The organism is Mesorhizobium sp. M0701, assembly GCF_040320365.1.
Lineage (GTDB): Bacteria > Pseudomonadota > Alphaproteobacteria > Rhizobiales > Rhizobiaceae > Mesorhizobium.
This window is the reverse complement of record NZ_JAMYPO010000013.1, coordinates 103,538-124,026: the sequence shown is the minus strand read 5'-3', so window position 1 is coordinate 124,026 and position 20,489 is coordinate 103,538. Positions and strand designations below refer to the sequence as shown.

General features: G+C 61.6%; 18 protein-coding genes. 7 read left to right on the top strand and 11 right to left on the bottom strand.

From position 1 onward, the window contains the following. Nucleotides 1–130 precede the first annotated feature (130 nt). The 3 genes from NKI24_RS15500 to NKI24_RS15490 all read left to right on the top strand — a co-directional run bounded on the left by NKI24_RS15500 (nt 131) and on the right by NKI24_RS15490 (nt 3,960). The gene (locus NKI24_RS15500) at nt 131–1,795 is read left to right on the top strand and encodes an ABC transporter substrate-binding protein (RefSeq protein ID WP_352575956.1); all 1,665 of its coding nucleotides are present in this window, start codon (nt 131–133) and stop codon (nt 1,793–1,795) included. A 112-nt stretch (nt 1,796–1,907) separates the two neighbouring features. Further along, nucleotides 1,908–3,029, top strand: coding sequence for a carbohydrate ABC transporter permease (locus NKI24_RS15495; protein ID WP_352746409.1), 1,122 nt, complete (start codon nt 1,908–1,910; stop codon nt 3,027–3,029). 13 nt (nt 3,030–3,042) lie between these two features. Further along, nucleotides 3,043–3,960 carry a carbohydrate ABC transporter permease gene (locus NKI24_RS15490; protein WP_352614125.1) on the top strand — a complete coding sequence of 306 codons (918 nt, stop codon included), beginning with the start codon at nt 3,043–3,045 and terminating at the stop codon, nt 3,958–3,960. A 50-nt stretch (nt 3,961–4,010) separates the two neighbouring features. Here NKI24_RS15490 and NKI24_RS15485 read toward each other — a convergent pair whose 3' ends face one another. Both NKI24_RS15485 and hxlB read right to left on the bottom strand, forming a co-directional pair. Continuing rightward, on the bottom strand, nt 4,011–4,754 hold the full coding sequence (locus NKI24_RS15485; RefSeq protein WP_352745753.1) for a creatininase family protein: 744 nt from the start codon (nt 4,752–4,754) through the stop codon (nt 4,011–4,013). Nucleotides 4,755–4,759: 5 nt separating this feature from the next. Beyond that, nucleotides 4,760–5,326, bottom strand: coding sequence for a 6-phospho-3-hexuloisomerase (gene hxlB, locus NKI24_RS15480; protein ID WP_352746404.1), 567 nt, complete (start codon nt 5,324–5,326; stop codon nt 4,760–4,762). A 184-nt stretch (nt 5,327–5,510) separates the two neighbouring features. On the opposite strand from hxlB, the gene NKI24_RS15475 reads away from it, so the two are divergent. Then, nucleotides 5,511–6,533 (top strand): aldo/keto reductase, encoded by a 1,023-nt coding sequence (locus NKI24_RS15475; protein ID WP_352746402.1) that lies wholly within the window; start codon nt 5,511–5,513, stop codon nt 6,531–6,533. Nucleotides 6,534–6,620: 87 nt separating this feature from the next. Here the strand turns inward: NKI24_RS15475 and NKI24_RS15470 are convergent, their stop codons facing one another. From NKI24_RS15470 to NKI24_RS15455, 4 genes are all read right to left on the bottom strand, one after another. After that, nucleotides 6,621–6,893 (bottom strand): HU family DNA-binding protein, encoded by a 273-nt coding sequence (locus NKI24_RS15470; protein WP_023674657.1) that lies wholly within the window; start codon nt 6,891–6,893, stop codon nt 6,621–6,623. Nucleotides 6,894–7,089: 196 nt separating this feature from the next. After that, nucleotides 7,090–9,501 carry an endopeptidase La gene (gene lon / locus NKI24_RS15465; RefSeq protein WP_352746399.1) on the bottom strand — a complete coding sequence of 804 codons (2,412 nt, stop codon included), beginning with the start codon at nt 9,499–9,501 and terminating at the stop codon, nt 7,090–7,092. Between the two features lie 266 nt (nt 9,502–9,767). After that, the gene (gene clpX, locus NKI24_RS15460; RefSeq protein ID WP_352449349.1) at nt 9,768–11,042 is read right to left on the bottom strand and encodes an ATP-dependent Clp protease ATP-binding subunit ClpX; all 1,275 of its coding nucleotides are present in this window, start codon (nt 11,040–11,042) and stop codon (nt 9,768–9,770) included. Between the two features lie 305 nt (nt 11,043–11,347). After that, complete coding sequence (locus tag NKI24_RS15455; RefSeq protein WP_023674655.1) at nt 11,348–11,977, bottom strand: ATP-dependent Clp protease proteolytic subunit; 630 nt, start codon at nt 11,975–11,977, stop codon at nt 11,348–11,350. A 346-nt stretch (nt 11,978–12,323) separates the two neighbouring features. Between NKI24_RS15455 and NKI24_RS15450 the strand changes: the two genes are divergently transcribed. Next, nucleotides 12,324–12,914, top strand: a complete 591-nt coding sequence (locus NKI24_RS15450; protein WP_352746396.1) for a hypothetical protein — start codon at nt 12,324–12,326, stop codon at nt 12,912–12,914. Between the two features lie 4 nt (nt 12,915–12,918). Here NKI24_RS15450 and NKI24_RS15445 read toward each other — a convergent pair whose 3' ends face one another. Continuing rightward, complete coding sequence (locus tag NKI24_RS15445; protein ID WP_352746394.1) at nt 12,919–14,022, bottom strand: NAD(P)/FAD-dependent oxidoreductase; 1,104 nt, start codon at nt 14,020–14,022, stop codon at nt 12,919–12,921. Nucleotides 14,023–14,118: 96 nt separating this feature from the next. Here NKI24_RS15445 and NKI24_RS15440 point away from each other — a divergent pair, with 96 nt between their 5' ends. Continuing rightward, nucleotides 14,119–15,366, top strand: coding sequence for a cytochrome P450 (locus NKI24_RS15440; protein ID WP_352746391.1), 1,248 nt, complete (start codon nt 14,119–14,121; stop codon nt 15,364–15,366). A 161-nt stretch (nt 15,367–15,527) separates the two neighbouring features. Here NKI24_RS15440 and NKI24_RS15435 read toward each other — a convergent pair whose 3' ends face one another. Then, on the bottom strand, nt 15,528–16,442 hold the full coding sequence (locus NKI24_RS15435) for a LysR family transcriptional regulator (protein WP_352449345.1): 915 nt from the start codon (nt 16,440–16,442) through the stop codon (nt 15,528–15,530). A gap of 109 nt (nt 16,443–16,551) precedes the next feature. On the opposite strand from NKI24_RS15435, the gene NKI24_RS15430 reads away from it, so the two are divergent. Beyond that, nucleotides 16,552–18,009 (top strand): LVIVD repeat-containing protein, encoded by a 1,458-nt coding sequence (locus NKI24_RS15430; RefSeq protein WP_352449344.1) that lies wholly within the window; start codon nt 16,552–16,554, stop codon nt 18,007–18,009. A gap of 159 nt (nt 18,010–18,168) precedes the next feature. Here NKI24_RS15430 and NKI24_RS15425 read toward each other — a convergent pair whose 3' ends face one another. The 3 genes from NKI24_RS15425 to NKI24_RS15415 form a co-directional block, all read right to left on the bottom strand. Beyond that, complete coding sequence (locus tag NKI24_RS15425; protein ID WP_352449343.1) at nt 18,169–18,519, bottom strand: cupin domain-containing protein; 351 nt, start codon at nt 18,517–18,519, stop codon at nt 18,169–18,171. Nucleotides 18,520–18,524: 5 nt separating this feature from the next. Continuing rightward, complete coding sequence (locus tag NKI24_RS15420) at nt 18,525–19,805, bottom strand: O-acetylhomoserine aminocarboxypropyltransferase (protein WP_352449342.1); 1,281 nt, start codon at nt 19,803–19,805, stop codon at nt 18,525–18,527. Between the two features lie 154 nt (nt 19,806–19,959). Continuing rightward, nucleotides 19,960–20,481: a CoA-binding protein gene (locus tag NKI24_RS15415; RefSeq protein WP_352571446.1), complete on the bottom strand. Its 522-nt coding sequence runs from the start codon at nt 20,479–20,481 to the stop codon at nt 19,960–19,962. Nucleotides 20,482–20,489 lie beyond the last annotated feature (8 nt).

Here is a 20,489-nt window from a genome sequence, read left to right as displayed (position 1 = left end):
GGCACTGAATGCCAAGCGTCGCGGGAGGGAGAATTCGGGCCGCTATTTACCGGAGTCGCTGTCGTTGGGGAACATAATCGGCGCTCCACCATCTGAACCAATTCACAATTGACCTTCTGGGAGGAACGAAATGAAAGTCAGCCTTTATAACCAACTTGTCCGCGCCGGGGCCACCCGCCGCGACGTGCTGAAGGGAGCGGCCAGCATGGCCGCCCTCGCGGCGGCCTCAAGCGCCGGACTTGGTGCGCTGACGCGCACGGCTGCGGCCGCCGACGACCTGCGTGCGCAGATCCTGCAGATCCCGGGTGTCGGCAAGGGTCAGCCGACCGATGCCGACTTCCAGCAGGTCGGCGAGCTTTGCCTTGGCGCCACCAAGGCCAATGTCAAGGAAGGCGAATTCGCCGGTGTCGAACTCACCTTCATGGGGCTCAACAACCAGAACCTGCACAATGTGCTGTTTCGCGGCTTCCTGAAGCCGTGGGAGACCTATACCGGCGCCAAGATCAACTGGATCGACCTGGCGCAGGCTGACTACAACGCCCGCCTGCAGCAGTCGATCGCGACCGGCACCGTCGATTTCGACATCATCGAAATGGGGGCACCGTTCGAAGGCGACGTCTGCGGCAAGGGTCTCACCTCCGAGATGCCGGACTGGGTCAAGGACCAGATCGACATGAAGGATGTCGTGGCCTATCTGCAGCCGCCGGTGGGCACATGGGACGGCAAGCAATATCGCGTGACCGTTGACGGCGACGCACATAATTTCAACTACCGCACCGACGTGTTTGCCGATGCCGACCTCGCCAAGGCCTGGAAGGACGGCGGCGGAGAAGGCGAATGGGGCGTGCCGAAGACCTGGCAGCAGGTGCAGGCGGTGACGAAATTCCTCAAGGGCAAGCAGGTGAAGGGCCAGGATGTCTTTGGCTACCTCGATGCGCCCAAGCCCTGGGGCGGTTTCGGCTTTTATTTCCTCGGCAGCCGCGCCAGCGCCTACGCCAAGCATCCCGATGACAAGGCCTGGCTGTTTGATGCCGACACGATGAAGCCGCGCGTCAACAATCCGGCATGGGTGCGGGCGATCCAGGACGTCATCGATGCCCTGCCCTCCGAACCCGCCGACCAGATCAATGCCGACCCGAACACCACCGCCTTCCAGCAATTCCTGGCAGGCACCGGTTCGATGGTTACCTGGTGGGGCGACGTCGGTTCGAACGTCAAGACCAACGATTCCTCGGTCGTCGGCGACATCACCGGCTTCTCGATCCTGCCGGGCTCGGACGATGTCTACAACTCCAAGACCGGGCAGTGGGACAAGCTCGCCAGCGGCCCGAACCATGCACCGAACTGCGCCTATCTCGGCTGGGGCGTTTATGTCATGGCCCGCGTCGACAGCGACGAAAAGAAGAAGAAGGCGGCATGGTCTGCCGCTGCCCATCTCGGCGGCAAGGACCTGTCGCTCTGGTGCGCGGCCTATCCGTCGGGTTTCCAGCCCTATCGCAACTCGCATTTCAACATTCCGGAATGGGTGGCGGCGGGCTACGACGAGGCGTTCATCACATCGTATCTGAAGTCGGAAGCCGACAGCTACAACCATCCGAACGCGGCGATCGAGCCGCGCATCCCCGGCATCTTCCAGTACTACAGCGCTGCCGAGGACATTTTGGCCAACACCTTTGCCGGCAAGATGAAGGCGCAGGAAGGCGCCGACGCCATCGCAGCCGCCTGGGAGAAGCTGACCGACCAGATCGGCCGCGACAACCAGGTCAAGCTCTACAAAGCCTCGCTCGGCATGTAGGCTGAGATCGTGAAACTGGTTCGGCGGCGCACAGCCGCCGGACCTCACCTTGACCAACTTGGCCTCGACCGGCTCGGCCGGTCATCGAGCCTCCTGTGAACGGGCAAGACGCGTGGCTGACCGGACTTTGTCGACAAGTGAATGGCCGGCAGGCGCCGTGCCATCGGACCTGATACCGCGGAGCCGCAAACGGCTTGGCTGGGCGCTGATGGCTGCTGCAACGCTCGGCCTTCTGGCGGTGATCGCGCTGCAAATCCTTTACAGGAGCGATGTCGATGCTATCGGCTTCGAAACCTGGCGGCCGGTGGTCTACGCCTATGTGCTGTGGGGTGTCGCGCTCGGCATCGGCCAGGTACTGACGCGCGGCGAGGACGGCCAGCGCGCTCTGTTCCTGCTGCCGGCGCTGCTGTTTACCATTGCCATGGTGATCTTCCCGACGCTGTTCGGCTTCTACATCGCGCTGACCGACTGGAACCTCAGTTCCTTCAGCGGACGGCAGTTCAACGGGCTCGACAATTTCTGGCAGATGCTGAACGACGCCTATTATCGCAATGCGCTGTTCAACATGGTGCTCTACGTGCTGGCGGTGTTCGTCGAATATGTCATCGCCTTCGGCCTGGCGCTGCTGCTCAACGCGCAGATCCGGGCACGAAAATTCTTCCGCGTCGTGTTTCTCATGCCGCTGATGCTGTCGCCGGTGGCGGTGTCGTGGATGATCGGCAAGTCGCTGATGGAATACCGCTTCGGGCCCGCCGCGACGCTGGCGCGCCATCTCGGTTGGGAAAACCCGGCCTTCTTCTCCAACCCGATCACCGCCCGCATCTCGATCATGGTGCTCGACGCGTGGACGTTCATCCCGTTCATGATGATCATGCTGCTCGCCGGCCTGCAGGCGATGTCGCGCGAGGTGCTCGAGGCAGCGCGTGTCGATGGCGCCACTGCCTGGCAGACCTTCTGGCAGGTCACCTTCCCGCTGATGCTGCCGGTGTCGGTGACAGCGGTCATCCTGCGCATCATCTTCAAGCTGAAGCTCGCCGATATCATCATCACCGTCACCTCCGGCGGGCCGGGCGGCGCGACCGATTCGGTGTCCAGTTTCATCTACCGCGAATATCGCGACCGCTCGAACGTCGGCTACGGCACGATGCTGGCGATGGCCTATTTGATCATCATCATCGTGTTCGTGACCTGGCTGCTGAAATTCGCCAGCCGCTTCGTGCGCAACGTCAACTGATCGGGCCGGCGAGATGAGCGTTCAAACCACCGACTATGCCGCCTCCGAAATCCGCTCGCCGGCGAGCTTCGTCGCCAACCGCGTCTTCATCTACGGCGCCCTCATCTTCTGGGCTTTCATCTGCCTGTTCCCGATCTATTGGACGATAACCACCTCGTTCAAGACCGCGGTCGACGTCACCCAGGGCCATCTGATCCCGTTCGTCGACTTCCGGCCCGACTGGAAGGGCTGGCGTTCGCTCGGCCTGTCGCCGGACTCGATCTTTCGGACGTCGACGGTCCGCGACGAATTCATCAAGCGTTTCATGAATTCGGTCATCACCTCGGTCGGCGCGTCGAGCCTCGCCATCGTCATCGGCAGCCTCGCCGCCTACGGGCTGACCCGCTATCGTTACAAGTTCGCCTGGTTCAGGAACGAGGATATTTCCTTCTTCTTCCTGTCGCAGCTGATCCTGCCGCCGGTGGTTTTGGCCCTGCCCTTCCTCGTGCTTTACCGGGAGGTCGGCCTGCTCGACACGCGCGTCGGGCTGATCCTGCTCTACACGCTGATGGTGCTACCGATCGTCATCTGGATCATGCGCGACCAGTTCAACTCCATCCCGGTGGAGTTGGAGGAGGCAGCACTCGTCGACGGCCTGTCGATCTGGGGCGCCTTCTTGCGCATCGTCATGCCAATCGCGCTGCCGGGCATGGTCGCCGCCTTCATCCTGGCGATGGTGCTGTGCTGGAACGAGTATTTCTTCGCTGCGCTTTTGACCTCGACCGACGCAAAGACCATCCCTGTCATGGTGGCGAGCCAGACCGGCTCACAAGGCATCAACTGGTGGTCGATGGCAGCGCTTGCCACCGCCGCCATCACACCGCTCGCCGTCATCGGCATCGCGCTCGAGCGTTACCTGATCATGGGCATGACAGCGGGCGCGGTGAAATAACTGCGCCGGCTCTCCCTTCTCCCCTTGTTGTGGGAGAAGGGAAAAGCGCGCTAACCCGAAAGTGTTGCCCGCAAATGCTCGAGGATCATGGCAACCCCTTTTTGCCCCAATTCCGCCGAGGCTTCGGGCGCACTTGCCGTGTACCAGCCGGTGTTGTCGGCGAAGCGGCCGACATCCACCGCTTCCGGGCACAGCGCCAGCATCAGTGACGTCTCGCCGGTGCCGGCATGGTCGAACGGGTACCGGCTGTGCATTGAAGCCGGCATCAGCGGATGCACCTGCACCCAGTTGAAGAAATTGCTGCCCTCGGCGTGCTCGGCATAATAGTCGGCCATCGCCGGAGAGCCCCACCAGCCTTCGCCACGTTCTTTCTCCAGGAAGCGGAAGATCGCCTGCCGGCCGGCGGCCTTGAAGGCGAGATCGGTTGGCATGCCGGCGGCAAAATTTTCGGTCTGGTGGTGAATGATGGCGTGGATGTTGCGGAAGCCGATGCGCAGCAGGCTGTAGAACAGTTCTTCCGCAAATGGCGCCAGCACATTGCCGCCGACCTGCACCGAGCCGCTGCCTTCCGGTGCTGCAACAGCATAGCTCGCCGCGCCGTAATAGAAGGGCGGCAGAATGACGATCTCGGCTTCTTTTTCGAACAGTTCCAGGCTCTTGACCACCGCCAGCGTGTCCATGCCGACGGCCATGTGCTCGCCGTGATATTCGAGCACACCCAGCGGCAACACGACCGGCCAGTTCTCGGCGATCGCCTTGCGGATCTGGTGCGGCAGCATCAATTCGTAGCGCATGACACCTACTCCATATTGGTGTGGCGGGCGCGCATCGCTTCCGGCGAGACGCCGGTCAGATCCCTGAGCTTCAGCACCATCACTTCGAAGAGGACGAACAGCGCGCCTTCGAAAACCGAGCCCATCGGCAGGACGGATGTCTTTTCCGGCCCCTGGTCGTCGGCCATGGTCTGAGCCGGGATAAGCAGTGTGAAGTCGGCCAGCTTCGCGGCAGTGCTCTCGGCTTGCGCGGTGAGCAGCAGGACTGTGGTACCGGCCTCGCGCGCGACCTGCATCAAGGTCAGCACCGTCGACGTCTCACCCGGGCCGGAACTGGCGAGGAAGACATCGCCCTCGCCCAGCGGCGGCGTGGTCATGTCGCCGACGACCGACACCGGCAGACCGAGATGGTAGAGCCGCATGGCAAAACCCTGGACCTGCAGCGCCTCGCGGCCGCAGCCATAGGTGACGATCTTTTTCGCACCGGCCAAGATGGCGCAAGCCGCGTCGATGCGGCTTTCGTCGATACGCTCCAGCACGGTGCCAAGCTCGCTCAGCGCAATCCCAAACAGGTTTTCGCCGGCAGCCGTCATGACATTTGCACCAGCTTGCCGGTGCCGGAGAACCATTTGAATATCTCAGTCACATCTGCCCCGAACAGCTTGTTTTCATTCATGCTATCACCGCGAAAATCGGTGTCCAACGACACACAGAGCTTTTGATGCGCCACAGCCGTGATAGTGTCACGGCAAATCGCAAATGAGGAAACGACGGCCTATGAAGACACGGCATTTCGACCGCATCGGCAATGGCGGCATCAATTTCACCGAGCTCGGCTTCGGCACGGCGCCGCTCGGCAATCTCTACCGCGCCGTATCCGATGAGGATGCCAATGCCACGCTGGAGGCGGCATGGCGGGTCGGCTGCCGCTACTACGACACCGCGCCGCTCTATGGGCTGGGCCTTGCCGAAACGCGGCTCAATCCGTTCCTGCGTTCGAAGAAGCGTGACGACTACGTGCTGTCCAGCAAAGTCGGGCGCATCATGCGCGCCTGCCCGCCGGAACAGCGCACCGGCATCGGCAAATTCTTCGACACCCCATCGCGCCGCGAGGTCTACGATTACAGCTATGACGGCGTCATGTGCTCCTTCGAAGCCTCGCTGGAACGGCTCGGCGTTGACCGCATCGACATCCTCTTCGTGCACGATGTCGACATCTTCACCCATGGCAGCAAGGAAGCCTCGGACCAGCGCATCCAGGAATTCATGAGCTCCGGCTATTACGGATTGCTGGCATTGCGCGACCAGGGCGTGATCAAGGCGTTCGGCGGCGGCATCAACGAGTGGCCGGTTGCCCAGACGCTGGCCGAGCGCGGCGATTTCGATCTGTTCCTGCTTGCCGGGCGTTACACGCTGCTGGAGCAGGAAGCGCTGCAGTCTTTCCTGCCGCTATGCCAGCAACGCGGCATCGGCATCGTTCTCGGCGGGCCGTACAATTCCGGCATCCTGGCAACCGGGCCGAAGCCCGGCGCCTACTACAACTATTCGGAGGCGCCGCAGGACATCATCGACCGCGTCACCCGCATTGAGGCCGTCTGCAAGCGCCACGGCGTGCGCCTGATCGAGGCGGCGCTGCAGTTCCCGCTGCTGCATCCTTCCGTCGTCTCGGTAATCCCGGGCGGCCAGCGGCCGGGCGAAGTCGAAAGCAATCGCTCGCTGCTCGACACAAAACTGCCATCGGCGCTGTGGGCCGATCTCAAGACAGAAGGCTTGATGCGCGCGGATGCGCCGACGGCATAGTGCCGCCTTTCCAACGACGCTGCGGGCACAGAAAAGAAAAACCGGACATACCGGCTTTTCTTTTCTCTGAAAGACTTAAGGAGGCGCTTAGTTGACCGCGTCCTTGAGGCCCTTGCCGGCCGAGAACTTCGGCACGGTGCGCGCCGGGATCTTCACTTCCGCACCGGTCTGCGGATTGCGGCCGGTCGACGCGGCGCGTTGTGACACGGTGAAATTTCCGAAGCCGACAAGCCGGACATCGCCGCCCTTTTTCAGTTCGCCGGTGATGACGGAAAACACCGCATCAACCGCCGACTGCGCGTCACCCTTCGAAATACTCGCGGCATCGGCGACAGCGGACACCAGTTCGTTCTTGTTCATAAAAATTCCCTTCCATGAGAAAACCGGAACACTCGACTCATCCGGCAGGAAACGGACTTTAGAAAGAAGCGCTCCGGCAACCAAGTCGAAAAGCGCCGGGAAAGTCGAAAAAAGCCCGGAAATCCGGGGTTCTTCACATGAAAAAGCCGGGCTCAAGGCCCGGCTCTCTCTTTGTGCATTGCAACTTTAGCAAGAGCTAATGCGCCAGCGATTTACCAGCTTCGTCCCCGACATCGACCACGGCCGGCGCATTGACGGGTTCGACCCACTGGATCGGTTCCGGCATGCGCACCAGCGCATGGCGCAACACTTCGCCAACCCGTGAGACCGGAATGATCTCCATGCCGCTCTTCACGTTCTCCGGAATCTCCGCCAGATCCTTGGCGTTCTCTTCCGGGATCAGCACCTTCTTGATGCCGCCGCGAAGTGCGGCAAGCAGCTTCTCCTTGAGGCCGCCGATCGGCAGCACCCTGCCGCGCAGCGTGATCTCGCCGGTCATCGCCACATCGGCCTTGACCGGGATTCCGGTCAGCACCGAGACGATCGCCGTCGCCATCGCCACGCCAGCCGACGGTCCGTCCTTGGGCGTTGCGCCTTCCGGCACGTGGACGTGGATATCGCGCTTGTCGAACAGCGGCGGCTCGACGCCGAAATCGATGGCCCGCGAGCGGACGTAGGACGCCGCCGCCGAAATCGATTCCTTCATCACGTCGCGCAGATTGCCGGTCACGGTCATGCGGCCCTTGCCGGGCATCATGACGCCTTCCACCGTCAACAGCTCGCCGCCGACTTCGGTCCAGGCGAGCCCGGTGACCACGCCGACCTGATCGTCGCTCTCGACCTGGCCGAAGCGGAAGCGCGGAACACCAAGGTAATCGGCAAGATTGTCCGCCGTGATGTTGATCGTCTTCTTCTTCGTCTTCAGGATCTCGGTCACGGCCTTGCGCCCGAGCTTCATCAGCTCGCGCTCCAGGCTCCTGACGCCCGCTTCACGGGTGTAGGTCTGGATGATGCCGCGGATCGCGTCCTCACCGACGGAGAATTCCTTCGGCTGCAACGCGTGGTCGCGGATCACCTTGGGCATCAGGTGACGTTTGGCGATCTCGATCTTCTCGTCCTCGGTGTAGCCGGCGATACGGATGATCTCCATGCGGTCCATCAAGGGCGCAGGGATGTTCAGCGTGTTCGCCGTCGTCACGAACATCACGCTCGACAGGTCGTATTCGACCTCGAGGTAGTGGTCCATGAACGTCGAGTTCTGCTCGGGATCGAGCACCTCGAGCAAAGCCGATGACGGATCGCCGCGGAAATCCTGGCCCATCTTGTCGATCTCGTCGAGCAGGAAGAGCGGGTTGGATTTCTTCGCCTTCTTCATCGACTGGATGACCTTGCCGGGCATCGAGCCGATATAGGTGCGGCGGTGACCGCGGATTTCGGCCTCGTCGCGCACGCCGCCCAGCGCCATGCGGATGAACTCACGGCCGGTCGCCTTGGCGATCGACTTGCCGAGCGAGGTCTTGCCGACGCCGGGAGGTCCGACGAGGCACAGGATCGGCCCCTTCAGCTTCTTCTGGCGGCTCTGCACGGCGAGGTATTCGACGATGCGGTCCTTGACCTTGTCGAGGCCGAAATGATCGGTATCGAGCACGTTCTGGGCAAAGGCCAGATCCTGCTTGACCTTGGAGTTCCTGCCCCACGGGATTGACAGCAGCCAGTCGAGATAGTTGCGCACGACGGTCGATTCAGCCGACATCGGCGACATTGTCCGCAGCTTCTTCAGCTCGGCTTCCGCCTTTTCGCGGGCCTCCTTGGAGAGCTTGGTCTTCTTGATGCGCGCCTCGATCTCGGCGGCCTCGTCGCGGCCGTCCTCGCCCTCTCCGAGCTCCTTCTGGATCGCCTTCATCTGCTCGTTGAGGTAGTATTCGCGCTGCGTCTTCTCCATCTGGCGCTTGACGCGCGAGCGGATACGCTTCTCCACCTGCAGCACCGAGATTTCGGCTTCCATGAAGCCCATCGCCTTTTCCAGCCGTTCCTTGACGGACAGCGTGGCGAGCATCTCCTGCTTCTCGGGGATCTTGATGGCAAGATGCGAAGCGACCGTGTCGGCGAGCTTGGAATAGTCGTCGATCTGGCTGGCGGCACCCACCACTTCGGGCGAGATCTTCTTGTTCAGCTTGACGTAGTTCTCGAAGTCGGTGACGACGGAACGGGCCAGCGCCTCGATCTCGACCTCTTCCTCCTCCGGTTCGACCAGCGCCGCAGCACGGGCTTCATGGAAGTCAGGACGGTCGGTGAACGCGACGATTTTCGCGCGCGAGGCGCCTTCGACCAGCACCTTCACGGTGCCGTCCGGCAGTTTCAGCAATTGCAGCACATTGGCGAGCGTGCCGATGTCAAAGATGGCATCGGGCTCCGGATCGTCGTCGGCGGCATTCATCTGGGTCGCAAGCAGGATCTGCTTTTCCTGACCCATCACTTCTTCCAGCGCCTTGATCGACTTTTCACGCCCGACGAAGAGCGGAACGATCATGTGCGGGAACACCACGATGTCGCGCAGTGGGAGGACTGCGAAGACGCCGTCGCTGGGAGCCTTGGATAATTTGGCCATTGTCCAACCTTTCATGTCGCGGCCGCCAATCGGCCAACCGCGAATCTCATATTAACGACCGGGGATCGTTCCGCCTACCACCGTTTGTGACGGGAGTTTTACAGCACAGAATTCGGCACCACGGCCTTCTGCCATTAGTTGGAGGCACAGGGGGTAAAGATCAAGGGTCAACACGGTCCGTCCCTCCAATCCGCAGCGATGACGCGGTGTGACAGCAAAACGGCGCCCTGCGGCGCCGTTTCAGAAAAATCCATTGCCGGCTCACGTCAGGCGCTGACGTTGCCCTTCTTTTCCTTCTGCTCGGAATAGATGTAGAGCGGCCTGGCGTTGCCTGACACCACCTCTTCCGAAATAACGACTTCGCGCACGCCTTCCAGCGCCGGCAGTTCGAACATGGTGTCGAGAAGGATCGCTTCCATGATCGAACGCAGGCCGCGCGCGCCGGTCTTGCGGTCGATGGCGCGCTTGGCGATCGCCGACAGCGCGTTCTCGTGGAAGGTCAGGTCGACATTCTCCATCTCGAACAGCCGCTGGTACTGCTTGACCAGCGCGTTCTTCGGCTCGGTCAGGATCTGGATCAGCGCCGGCTCGTCGAGGTCCTCCAGCGTCGCCAGGACAGGCAGACGGCCGACGAACTCGGGAATGAGGCCGAACTTCAAGAGATCCTCAGGCTCGACCAGGCGGAAAACATCGCCGGTGCGGCGATCCTCGGGCGAAGCAACGATGGCACCGAAACCGATCGAGGTCTTCCTGCCGCGATCCGAGATGATCTTGTCCAGGCCGGCGAAAGCGCCGCCGCAGATGAACAGGATGTTGGCGGTGTCGACCTGCAGGAATTCCTGCTGCGGATGCTTCCTGCCGCCCTGCGGCGGCACGGAGGCGACAGTGCCTTCCATGATCTTCAAAAGTGCCTGCTGCACGCCCTCGCCCGAGACGTCGCGGGTGATCGAGGGATTGTCCGACTTGCGCGAGATCTTGTCGATCTCGTCGATATAGACGATGCCGCGCTGGGCGCGCTCGACATTGTAGTCGGCCGACTGCAACAGCTTCAGGATGATGTTCTCGACATCCTCGCCGACATAGCCGGCCTCGGTCAGCGTCGTCGCGTCGGCCATGGTGAAGGGGACGTCGATGATGCGGGCCAGCGTCTGCGCCAGCAGCGTCTTGCCGCAACCGGTCGGGCCGATCAGCAAGATGTTCGACTTCGCCAGCTCGACGTCGTTGTTCTTGCCGGCATGGGCGAGGCGCTTGTAGTGGTTATGGACGGCCACCGACAGCACGCGCTTGGCGTAAGGCTGGCCGATGACGTAGTCGTCGAGAACCTTGAGGATTTCCTGTGGGGTCGGCACGCCCTCGCGCGACTTCACCATCGAGGTCTTGTTCTCCTCGCGGATGATGTCCATGCACAGTTCGACGCATTCGTCGCAGATGAACACCGTCGGCCCGGCGATCAGCTTGCGCACTTCGTGCTGGCTTTTGCCGCAAAACGAGCAATAAAGCGTGTTCTTGGAATCACCGCTGTTGTTGCCGACCTTGCTCATTTTCCTGTCCTTTCATGGCCGCCCGCCGATGGTCTGGTTGAAAGGGCGCATATTCAATCTATCGCGGGAATCCGCTGCCGCCAGTGCCCCGGCTCCCGCAACGCATTCCGTACGAAACACAAATCGGAAAACGGGGCAATGATTCGAACAACCCCTACGCAAAGCTAAGCCGTCGAAAATCAACATAGCCTTAACGTAGGCAATTGCACCCGTCGAGGGAACAGCCAATTGTGGCCGAAATGCCGCAAGCCGCGCCAAAAGCGCGCGATCCCGCCACTCATTGCCACCGCGGGACCACCGCGGGCCTATAAGGCAATACCTTCGACCGGCTCACGTGACGAAATGACCTTGTCGATGAGGCCGAAATCCCTGGCCTCGTCGGCAGTCATGAAATGGTCACGGTCGAGGGTTTTTTCAATCTCATCGTAGCTCTTGCCGGTGTGCTTGACGTAGACCTCGTTGAGGCGGCGCTTCAGCTTGATGATGTCCTGGGCATGGCGCTCGATGTCGGAAGCCTGGCCCTGGAAGCCGCCGGAAGGCTGGTGGACCATGATGCGGGCGTTCGGCGTGGCAAAGCGCATGTCCTTGTGGCCCGCCGTCAAGAGCAGCGAGCCCATCGAGGCGGCCTGACCGATGCAGAGCGTCGACACCGCAGGCTTGATGAACTGCATGGTGTCGTAGATTGCCATGCCGGAGGTGACGACGCCGCCGGGCGAGTTGATATAGAGGTTGATTTCCTTCTTCGGATTCTCCGCCTCGAGGAACAGCAGCTGCGCGCAGACAAGCGTCGCCATGCCATCCTCGACCGGGCCGGTGATGAAAATGATGCGCTCCTTGAGGAGCCGCGAGAAAATGTCGTAGGCCCGCTCGCCGCGATTGGTCTGTTCGACCACCATCGGAACGAGGTTCATGTAGGTTTCGACGGGGTTCTTCATGGACTATCCCTTTTTGAGGATGGGATTCCGGCGCCGGAGATTTGCAATCGGGCAGAATCGGTTCTGGATCGTTATTGTGTAAATAGGATGCCGGCTCACCCTAGCGCAAGGCCGCCTCTACTAGCCATCCGGTTAAGTCGAATCAAGGTTTCCAAACCAGTTTCGCCTGTCGCCGTGCCTGTAGCCCCTCTCCTGCCGTGGGAAGGGGCGCTCATGCTTGGCCGTTGTTTAGCAGTTTCTTAACCCCATCGCTTAACGAAAAGTGGTGAAACCGCTTTTTCCGGCCACGGCTTACCCTACAATTCAACGTTGAACTCGCTTCACTCAGTTCAAACAGGGGAGTGCTATGATCAAGAAAGTTGCTTCCTTGGCCCTTACCGGCATCAGCGTTCTCGGCATGGCGTCCGAAACGGCTGCCGGCGGACACGCGGTCGAATGCTACGAGCAGGTCAATCGGCCGGCCGTCTACGACACCGTCTACGAGGATGTGCTCGTCAGCCCAGCCGGCCAGCAGGTGCAGTATGAAGCGCCGATCTACGGGACGCGCGAGCGCGTGGTGCAGATCGCGCCGGCGCGCGTCAGCTACGAGATCGTGCCCGCCATCACCCGCACCATCTACCGCACCGTGAGGGTCGATGACGGCGGCTATTCCTGGGAATGGCGCATCATTCATGGCCGCAAGGTGCTGTGCAAGGTCAGGCACAGGGCGCGCTATGAACGCGTGGCCGAAATCGTCGTGGTTGAGCCGGAACGCCGGCGGCGCGTTGTCCTCCCCGCCGAGTACGAGGGCGTCGCCGAAGAGGTTCTCGTGCGGCCGGAGCAACGGCGCATCATCGACATTCCTGCGTCTTATCAGACAGTAGCTCGCCGCGTGGTGGTCAGGGAGGGCTCATCCAGCTGGCGGCGCGTGCATATTCCGAGGCATTGCCGATACTAGGCGCTCAGGCGCCCTCCGCCCTGAGCCATATCTTCAGGCCGTCGACATCGCCATTGCCGACGCAGGCCGCAACACGCCGGCCGACCGCCGCGCCGAACTTGTAGCCGTGGCCGGAGCAGGCCGAGACGACCAGGCATCTGCCTTTCCGGTGGGCCAGAAATTTCTCGTCGGCGGTGAAGGTGTAGGCGCAGGTGACCACTTCGGTGACCTTGTATTCCTCGATACGAGCGATCGGCGGCGAAAACAGGTTGCGGATCGCCTCACCCTCGCCCGGCACCGGCTGACGGTTCCAGTCGGCATCGCTGGTCGGCACCCTGTGCAGGCCCGAGCCGAATTTCATGCCGGCCCCGCCCGAGGGCGGGATGGCGTAGCCGTCGACAGTGCCGCCGATGTTGAGGACGACCGGTGCTTCCTGCCAGACCGCTTTCAGGTCCGTCGGCGGTTCGACATAGGCGAGCGCGGTGCGCCAGGTTTTCAGCTCGCCATCCAGCTCCGGGAACAGTTTTAGCACCCAGGCGCCGGCAGCGACGACGATCCGGTCGGCCTGCATCGTTTCGCCGCCCGCCAGCACGACATGCCCGGCCTCGGCGTCGATCTCGACCACCTTGCTGTTTTCGTAGACATTGGCGCCGTTCGCGCGCAGCCACCTGGCGAGGCCGGCAGCGATCTTGCGGCAGTGCAGCGCGCCGCCGTCCGGCGAAAAATACGCATAGCGGAATGAACCAGGTTCTAGGAACGGCCAGCGTTCGACCGCGGCATCCGGCTCGAACAATTCGAACGGGTAGTTCCCGGCTTCCATGCCTTCGCGGTATTCCTCGGCCTCATCGCCCGGCTGGCGCGAAATGCAGATGAAGCCGCGCGGATCGAGATGGCTTTCACCGAGATCGTCCCACATCTCATCCCAGGCTTCATACGCTTCGGTGATCAGCCGGCCATAGCCCGTTCCGGCCCGGTAGGCGCGGCGGATGATGCGATGATGGTCGCCGGAGGCGGCGAGCGGATTGGGGATTGGTCCCTGCTCGACGATCGAGACGAGGTGACCGGCCTTGGCCAGCGACCACGCCGTCGAAAGCCCGGCAATGCCCGCACCGACCACGATCACATTCATGAAACCGTCCTTCCGCAACCGCTTCGGCGGCTCACCTCACGGGAGGGCCAACATACGGTCTGGCACCAGACTGGCAAGCCGCGCTAATGATCTGGCATGACCGAATTGAAGCCGCCCTATCTTGCCTTTGATCCAGCCTCCCGCCGCCTGCGGCTCGATCCGCACGAACCGGCTTTTTTCCAGAACCCTTACGAAGCCTATGCCTTCCTGCATGGCGCATTGAACGCCTTCTTCTGGGAGGAGTTTGGTTTCTGGTGCTTTGGCGGCTTCGACGACGTCAACCGGCTGCTGCGCGATCGCCGCTTCGGCCGGCAGAACCCGGCCGGCATTCCGGACAGCCGAGGCATCGGTCAGGACCGCACGCACCTCAGCGCGTTCGACGGCATCGAGGCCAATTCGATGCTGGAGCTGGAGCCGCCTGTCCACACACGGCTCAGGACGCTGGTCAACCGCGCCTTCGTCTCGCGCCAGGTCGAGCGGCTCAGGCCACGTGTCGAGGCGCTGGCCAACGAGCTGATCGACCGTTTCGAACCAGGGGAAGTCGACCTGCTGACGGCCTTCGCCGCTCCCTTGCCGATCACCATCATTGCCGAGATGCTAGGCGTGCCGGTCGACATGGGGCCGCAGCTGCTCGACTGGTCGCATCGGATGGTCGCCATGTACATGCATGGCCGCACCCGCGAGACGGAGGACACGGCCAATCGCGCCGCGCGCGACTTTTCGAATTTTTTGCGCGGCTACGTCGCCGAGCGGCGAAAGAGGCCGGGCGAGGATCTTCTGTCGCTGCTGATTGCGGCACAGGAGGACGGCCAGAAACTGTCGGAGGACGAGCTGGTATCCTCGGCCATCCTTTTGCTCAATGCCGGCCATGAAGCAACTGTCCACCAGACCGGCAATGCGGTGCGCTCGATCCTTGCGCAAGGCGGCGACCCGCGCCGCTTCTTCGCCTCACCGGAAGCAACAGCCGCGACGGTCGAAGAGTGCCTGCGCTTCGACGCGCCGCTGCACATGTTCACGCGCTACGCCTATCAGGAGGTCGAGGCCGGGCCGGGGATCATCGTCCAGCCGGGCGAGACGATCGGGCTGTTGCTCGGCATGGCCAATCGCGACCCTACTGCGTTTGCCGAGCCCCTCGCCTTCAGGCCGGACCGTGCCGACCAGAAGAACGTATCGTTCGGCGCCGGCATCCATTTCTGCATCGGCGCGCCGCTCGCCCGGCTCGAACTGCAGGTGTCGCTGAAAACCTTGTTCGAACGCCTGCCGCGGCTCCAAATGGCCGAACAGCCGCGCTTCCGTGACACGTATCATTTCCACGGGCTGGAAACGCTTGCCATCAGAATCTGAGGACGGCTTCCGACGACAGGCTTCGAAAGCCGGCTCCGGCGAATTCCGGTCAAATAGGTAACATCTCAAGGTCGCGAGTGCCAAATAATCGCCGATCGAACGATGAAGCTACCGGAAGCAAGACCTCACACTAACAATCCCGGATGCCTACAGAAATTCGGTCATGAAGCTTGAAGAGAGACGGGATTTGAATCTTTTTGCGTCGTCTCGCGGACGATGTCGAGGAAGGCCTTCAGCACCGGCGAGGGTTGTTCATGCCGGTAGATGATTGAAGTGTCGATGGACAAGGTTCGTCCCTGGATGGGGCGATAAACGACGCCGTGCCGGCGCAAATTTTGCAGACAAGCGGGCAGCAACGAGACGCCCAGCCCGACGGATACAAGTCCGATGATTGTCTGCTTGGGCGTTGCTTCTCGAACGATCCTCGGGCTGAACCCGGATGAACGGCACAGCCCGACGATCTCGTCATAGAGGGATGGATTGATGCTGCGCGGGAACTGAATCAACGCTTCGGAGGCCAGGTCGGCCAGCGCGACCTCTGCTTCCGAGGCCAGCCGATGCGTTTCCGGCAAGGCCACGATCAGGGGTTCGACCAGTATGCTTTCGACCCTCAATGCCTCGTGAACGACGGGAGGATGGACAAAACCGATATCGAGCTGGCGTTCGGCCACTGCCCTGACTTGATTGGGAATGCGCAGGTCGGTCAGGCTCAACTCGACCTCGGGATAGCGCTTGGCGAAGCGTTGGACGACAGAAGGCACCACACTGTAGATAGCCGCGTCGATGAATCCGACAGCAAGATGGCCGGTTTCGCCACGATCGGCTTTGCGAGCAAGCTCCACCGCCTGCTCTGTCTGGTGAAGCACGGCCCTAACCTCATCAAGGAACACACGCCCCGCCGCAGTCAGTTCGACCTTGCGCTTGGTGCGCTCCAGCAAGCGCACACCCATCGCCTGTTCCAGTTGCTGGATCTGCTTTGTCAGGGGCGGCTGTGAGATATGCAAGCGCGCTGCCGCGCGCCCGAAATGCAGCTCTTCGGCGACGGCCATGAAGGACTGCATCAGCTTGTGGTTCATCTTCAGCCTTTAATTTCCCAAATAGAATTACCCATGGCTCAAACGATATTGGACGGAAAGTATCGGAATCTGCAAAATCCGGAAAGCTGCAAAATCCGGGAGACGCGCTTTGAAAAATTCCGAGATTTCACGCCGCCAGATGCTGAAAGTGCCGCTCATCGGCGCGACGATCGCCGCGACATCTCAATCCGGTCTTGTCTGCGAGGCCCTTGCCCAACCCGTTCCAGCTTCGTCGCCAGCGCCCCCTGGCGCTTTCGCCCACAATGTCGAAGCAGTGGGTTATACCGATCTCGATCATCGCCCAGCCTTCAAAATGGCGATCAGGCAGGTTGGCGAACGTTGGTATCTCTACACTGGGCACTTCTGGCACTCCGGCTGGAGCATCGTGGACGTGACCGACCCGGCCAAGCCCGAGACGGTCAAGTTCGTGCCCTATCTCGGCACGAATACTTGGACTCTACAAATAGATTTGTCCGGCGACACGATGGTGACCGCCCTCGAAAAGCCCTTTGCTAATTTCGGCGGTGACCCCGACGCACCGTTCGGCGAAGGCGTTCTGATCTGGGATATCGCGGATCCCATCAATCCGAAACAACTCAGTCATTACCGCACCGGCGGAAACGGCACGCATCGCAACCTCTATCCCGGTGGACGTTATGTCCACCTTGCCGCCGGCATGCCGGGTTACAGGGGCAACATCTACGTCATCCTCGATATTTCGGATCGCTCGAATCCGCGCGAAGCCGGACGCTGGTGGGTGCCGGGCCAGCACGAGGCCGGCGGCGAGAGCTTTGCGGCTGCGAAGCCCGCCGCCGACCAGGAGACCGCCGATCGCTACCGGTTGCGACTGAAGCCCCAATGCATGTGCGGCGCCTTCTGCGCCAGCACGGGCGAGGATGTCTCGCTGCACGGCCCGCCTTATGTCACCGGCGATCTTGTCTATTTGCCTTATGGTGCGGCGGGAATCGTTGTGCTCGATATTAGCGACGTCTCCCAGCCGAGGCAGGTCGGCGGCCTGAGCTTCAGCCCTCCGTTTCATTCGCGCTTCGGTGTGCATAGCGTGCTGCCGATTCCAGAGCGCGGCATTGCCTTCGCCAATTCGGAGAACGTCACCTATGGACTTGGTCCGATGCATCACGCTTCGATCGTCGATATTTCCGATTCCAGTGAACCCTTCCTGCTGTCGCTGTTGCCCGAACCAGTGCCACCCGAAGGCGCTCCCTATTCGGATTTCACAACTCGTGGCGGCTGGCGCGGGCCGCACAACATCAACCACCACCAGCATCATCCCGATGTCCAGAAACAAGGCGATCTGTTCTATATCGCGCACTTCAACGCTGGGCTCAGGGTCTATGACGTCTCGAATACTCGGCTTCCGCGCGAGGTCGGCTACTTCATCCCGCCGGAGCCAGTCCGACGCTACGGCCCTATGCCGGAAGACAAGCTGGTTGTTCAGACCGAGGACGTGGTCGTGGACCGGCGCGGCTTCATTTACATAACTGACAAGAACCAGGGGCTCTGGATTCTCCGCTACACCGGCCCGCGGCCGGAAACGGATCGAACGTGACGGTCACATTCACCCTGAATGAAGCCTTAGTCGGAGCGCGGAAGCGGAGGCAGTCATGATTTGCTGGGAAAGTTTCATGGCACCGCGACATGATGAGCCGATACGGATTTTCCGACACGGACATCGATTCCCTTTTGTAAAGTCCGGCGCGATGCGAGATCAAAGCTTGATCACATACTCCTTGCGAGTCGTTTCAAGCACTTCCCAGCTCCCCTTGAAACCCGGCCTCAGCACGAAACTATCGCCGGCTTTGACGGTGCGCGCATCGCCGCCGTCTTCGGCGATCACCGAAACCCCTGACAGGATGTGGCAGAACTCCCACTCATCATATTCGATGCGCCATTTGCCCGGCGTTGCTTCCCAGATGCCGGCATAAAGGCCACCCGCCTGTTCCTCGACATTCCAGGTGCGGAATTTCGGTTCGCCTGAAATCAGGCGATCCGGCGCCGGTGCGCCATGCTCGGCTTCGACGGTGTCGACGCCGACGGAAAGAAACTTCGGCGTGGTCATGGCGATCAAACCTTGGCGAGAGCCTGTTCCAGATCGGCGACGATGTCGTTGACGTCCTCGATGCCGACCGAAAGCCTGACCGTGTCCGGCCCTGCCCCGGCGTTGATCTTCTGCTCGTCGGAAAGCTGGCGATGCGTGGTCGATGCCGGGTGGATGACCAGCGACTTGGTGTCGCCGACATTGGCCAGGTGCGAGAACAGCTCGAGCGCCTCGACGAACTTGATGCCCGCGGCATAGCCGCCCTTCAGCCCGAAAGTGAACACCGCGCCGGCGCCAAGCGGCGAGTACTTCTTCTGCAGCGCATTGTTCTTGTCGCTGGGCAGGCCGGGATAGGACACCCAGGCGACCTTGGGATGGTTGGAAAGCCATCCGGCGACCGCCGCCGCATTGTCGCAGTGGCGCTGCATCCTGAGCGGCAAGGTTTCCAGACCGGTCAGGATAAGGAATGCGTTGAACGGCGAAATCGCCGCGCCGATGTCGCGCAGGCCGAGCACGCGAGCAGCGATGGCGAAGGCGAAATTGCCGAAGGTCTCGTGCAGGACGAGGCCGCCATATTCGGGGCGCGGCTCCGACAGCATCGGATATTTGCCCGACTTCGACCAGTCGAAGGTGCCGCCGTCGACAATGGCGCCGCCGATCGAGTTGCCGTGGCCGCCGATGAACTTGGTCAGCGAATGCACGACGATGTCGGCGCCATGCTCGATCGGCCGCAGCAGATAGGGCGAGGCCAGCGTGTTGTCGACGATCAGCGGCAGGCCGTGCTTGCGGGCAATGTCGCCGATCTTCTCGATATCGACGAAGACGCCGCCCGGATTGGCCAGGCTCTCGATGAAGATTGCCTTGGTCCTGTCGTCGATCTGGCTCTCGAAGGTCGAGATGTCACTGGTGTCGGCCCAGCGCACCTGCCAGCCGAAATTCTTGAAGGCGTGGCCGAACTGGTTGATCGAGCCGCCGTAAAGCTTTGTCGCTGAAACGAAATTGTCGCCCGGCTGCATGAGATTGTGGAAGACCAGCACCTGCGCGGCATGGCCGGAGGCGACCGCAAGGCCTGCCGTGCCGCCTTCGAGTGCCGCGATGCGCTCTTCCAGCACCGCCTGGGTCGGGTTCATGATGCGGGTGTAGATGTTGCCGAACGCCTTCAGCCCGAACAGCGAGGCGGCATGGTCGGCATCGTCGAAGACGAAGGAGGTGGTCTGGTAGATCGGCGTCGCTCGCGCGCCGGTCGCCGGATCCGGCTTGGCGCCGGCATGGACGGCGAGCGTGTTGAAACCGGGCGTGCGGGCCATCGAAAAAAACCTCCCTGAATGGTGAATGGTGAATGGTGAATGGTGAATGGTGAATGGCAAAGTCGGCCAGCCCTACCCTGATTGCAAGCGGCTCATATGCCGCCTTGCCGGCCTTCCAGAAAAATCCTTCTATTCACCATTCACTATCCATTACCTACTTCTGGCGAACGCCGAAACTCTGGAACCCCGGCCGCATCAGCGGCTTCTTCGACGACAGCACGCCTGAATTGACGCCGGTCCAGCCGATCTCGCCGGACAGCTTGCCATATTCGATCTTGGGGCAACGGTTCATCACCACCTTGATGCCGGCGGCTTCGGCGCGTGCGGCCGCCTCGTCATGGCGTATGCCAAGCTGCATCCAGATGACCTTCGGCAGCGGATCGAGCCGCAACACCTCGTCGACAATGCCCGGCACGGCAGCGGAAGCGCGAAACACGTCGACCATATCGACAGGTCCTGGAACGTCGGCGAGTCTGGCATAGGTCATCTGGCCCAGAATCGCCTTGCCAGCCTGGCCGGGATTGATCGGGAACACCGAGAACCCTTTGCCGAGCAGATATTTCAGCACGAAATAGCTCGGCCGCACGTCATTGGCCGATGCGCCGACCATGGCGATGGTCTTCACCGAATTGAGGATGCCGGCGATATAGGCGTTGTCGTAGGCGTCGTGGTTCATGCCTCGTC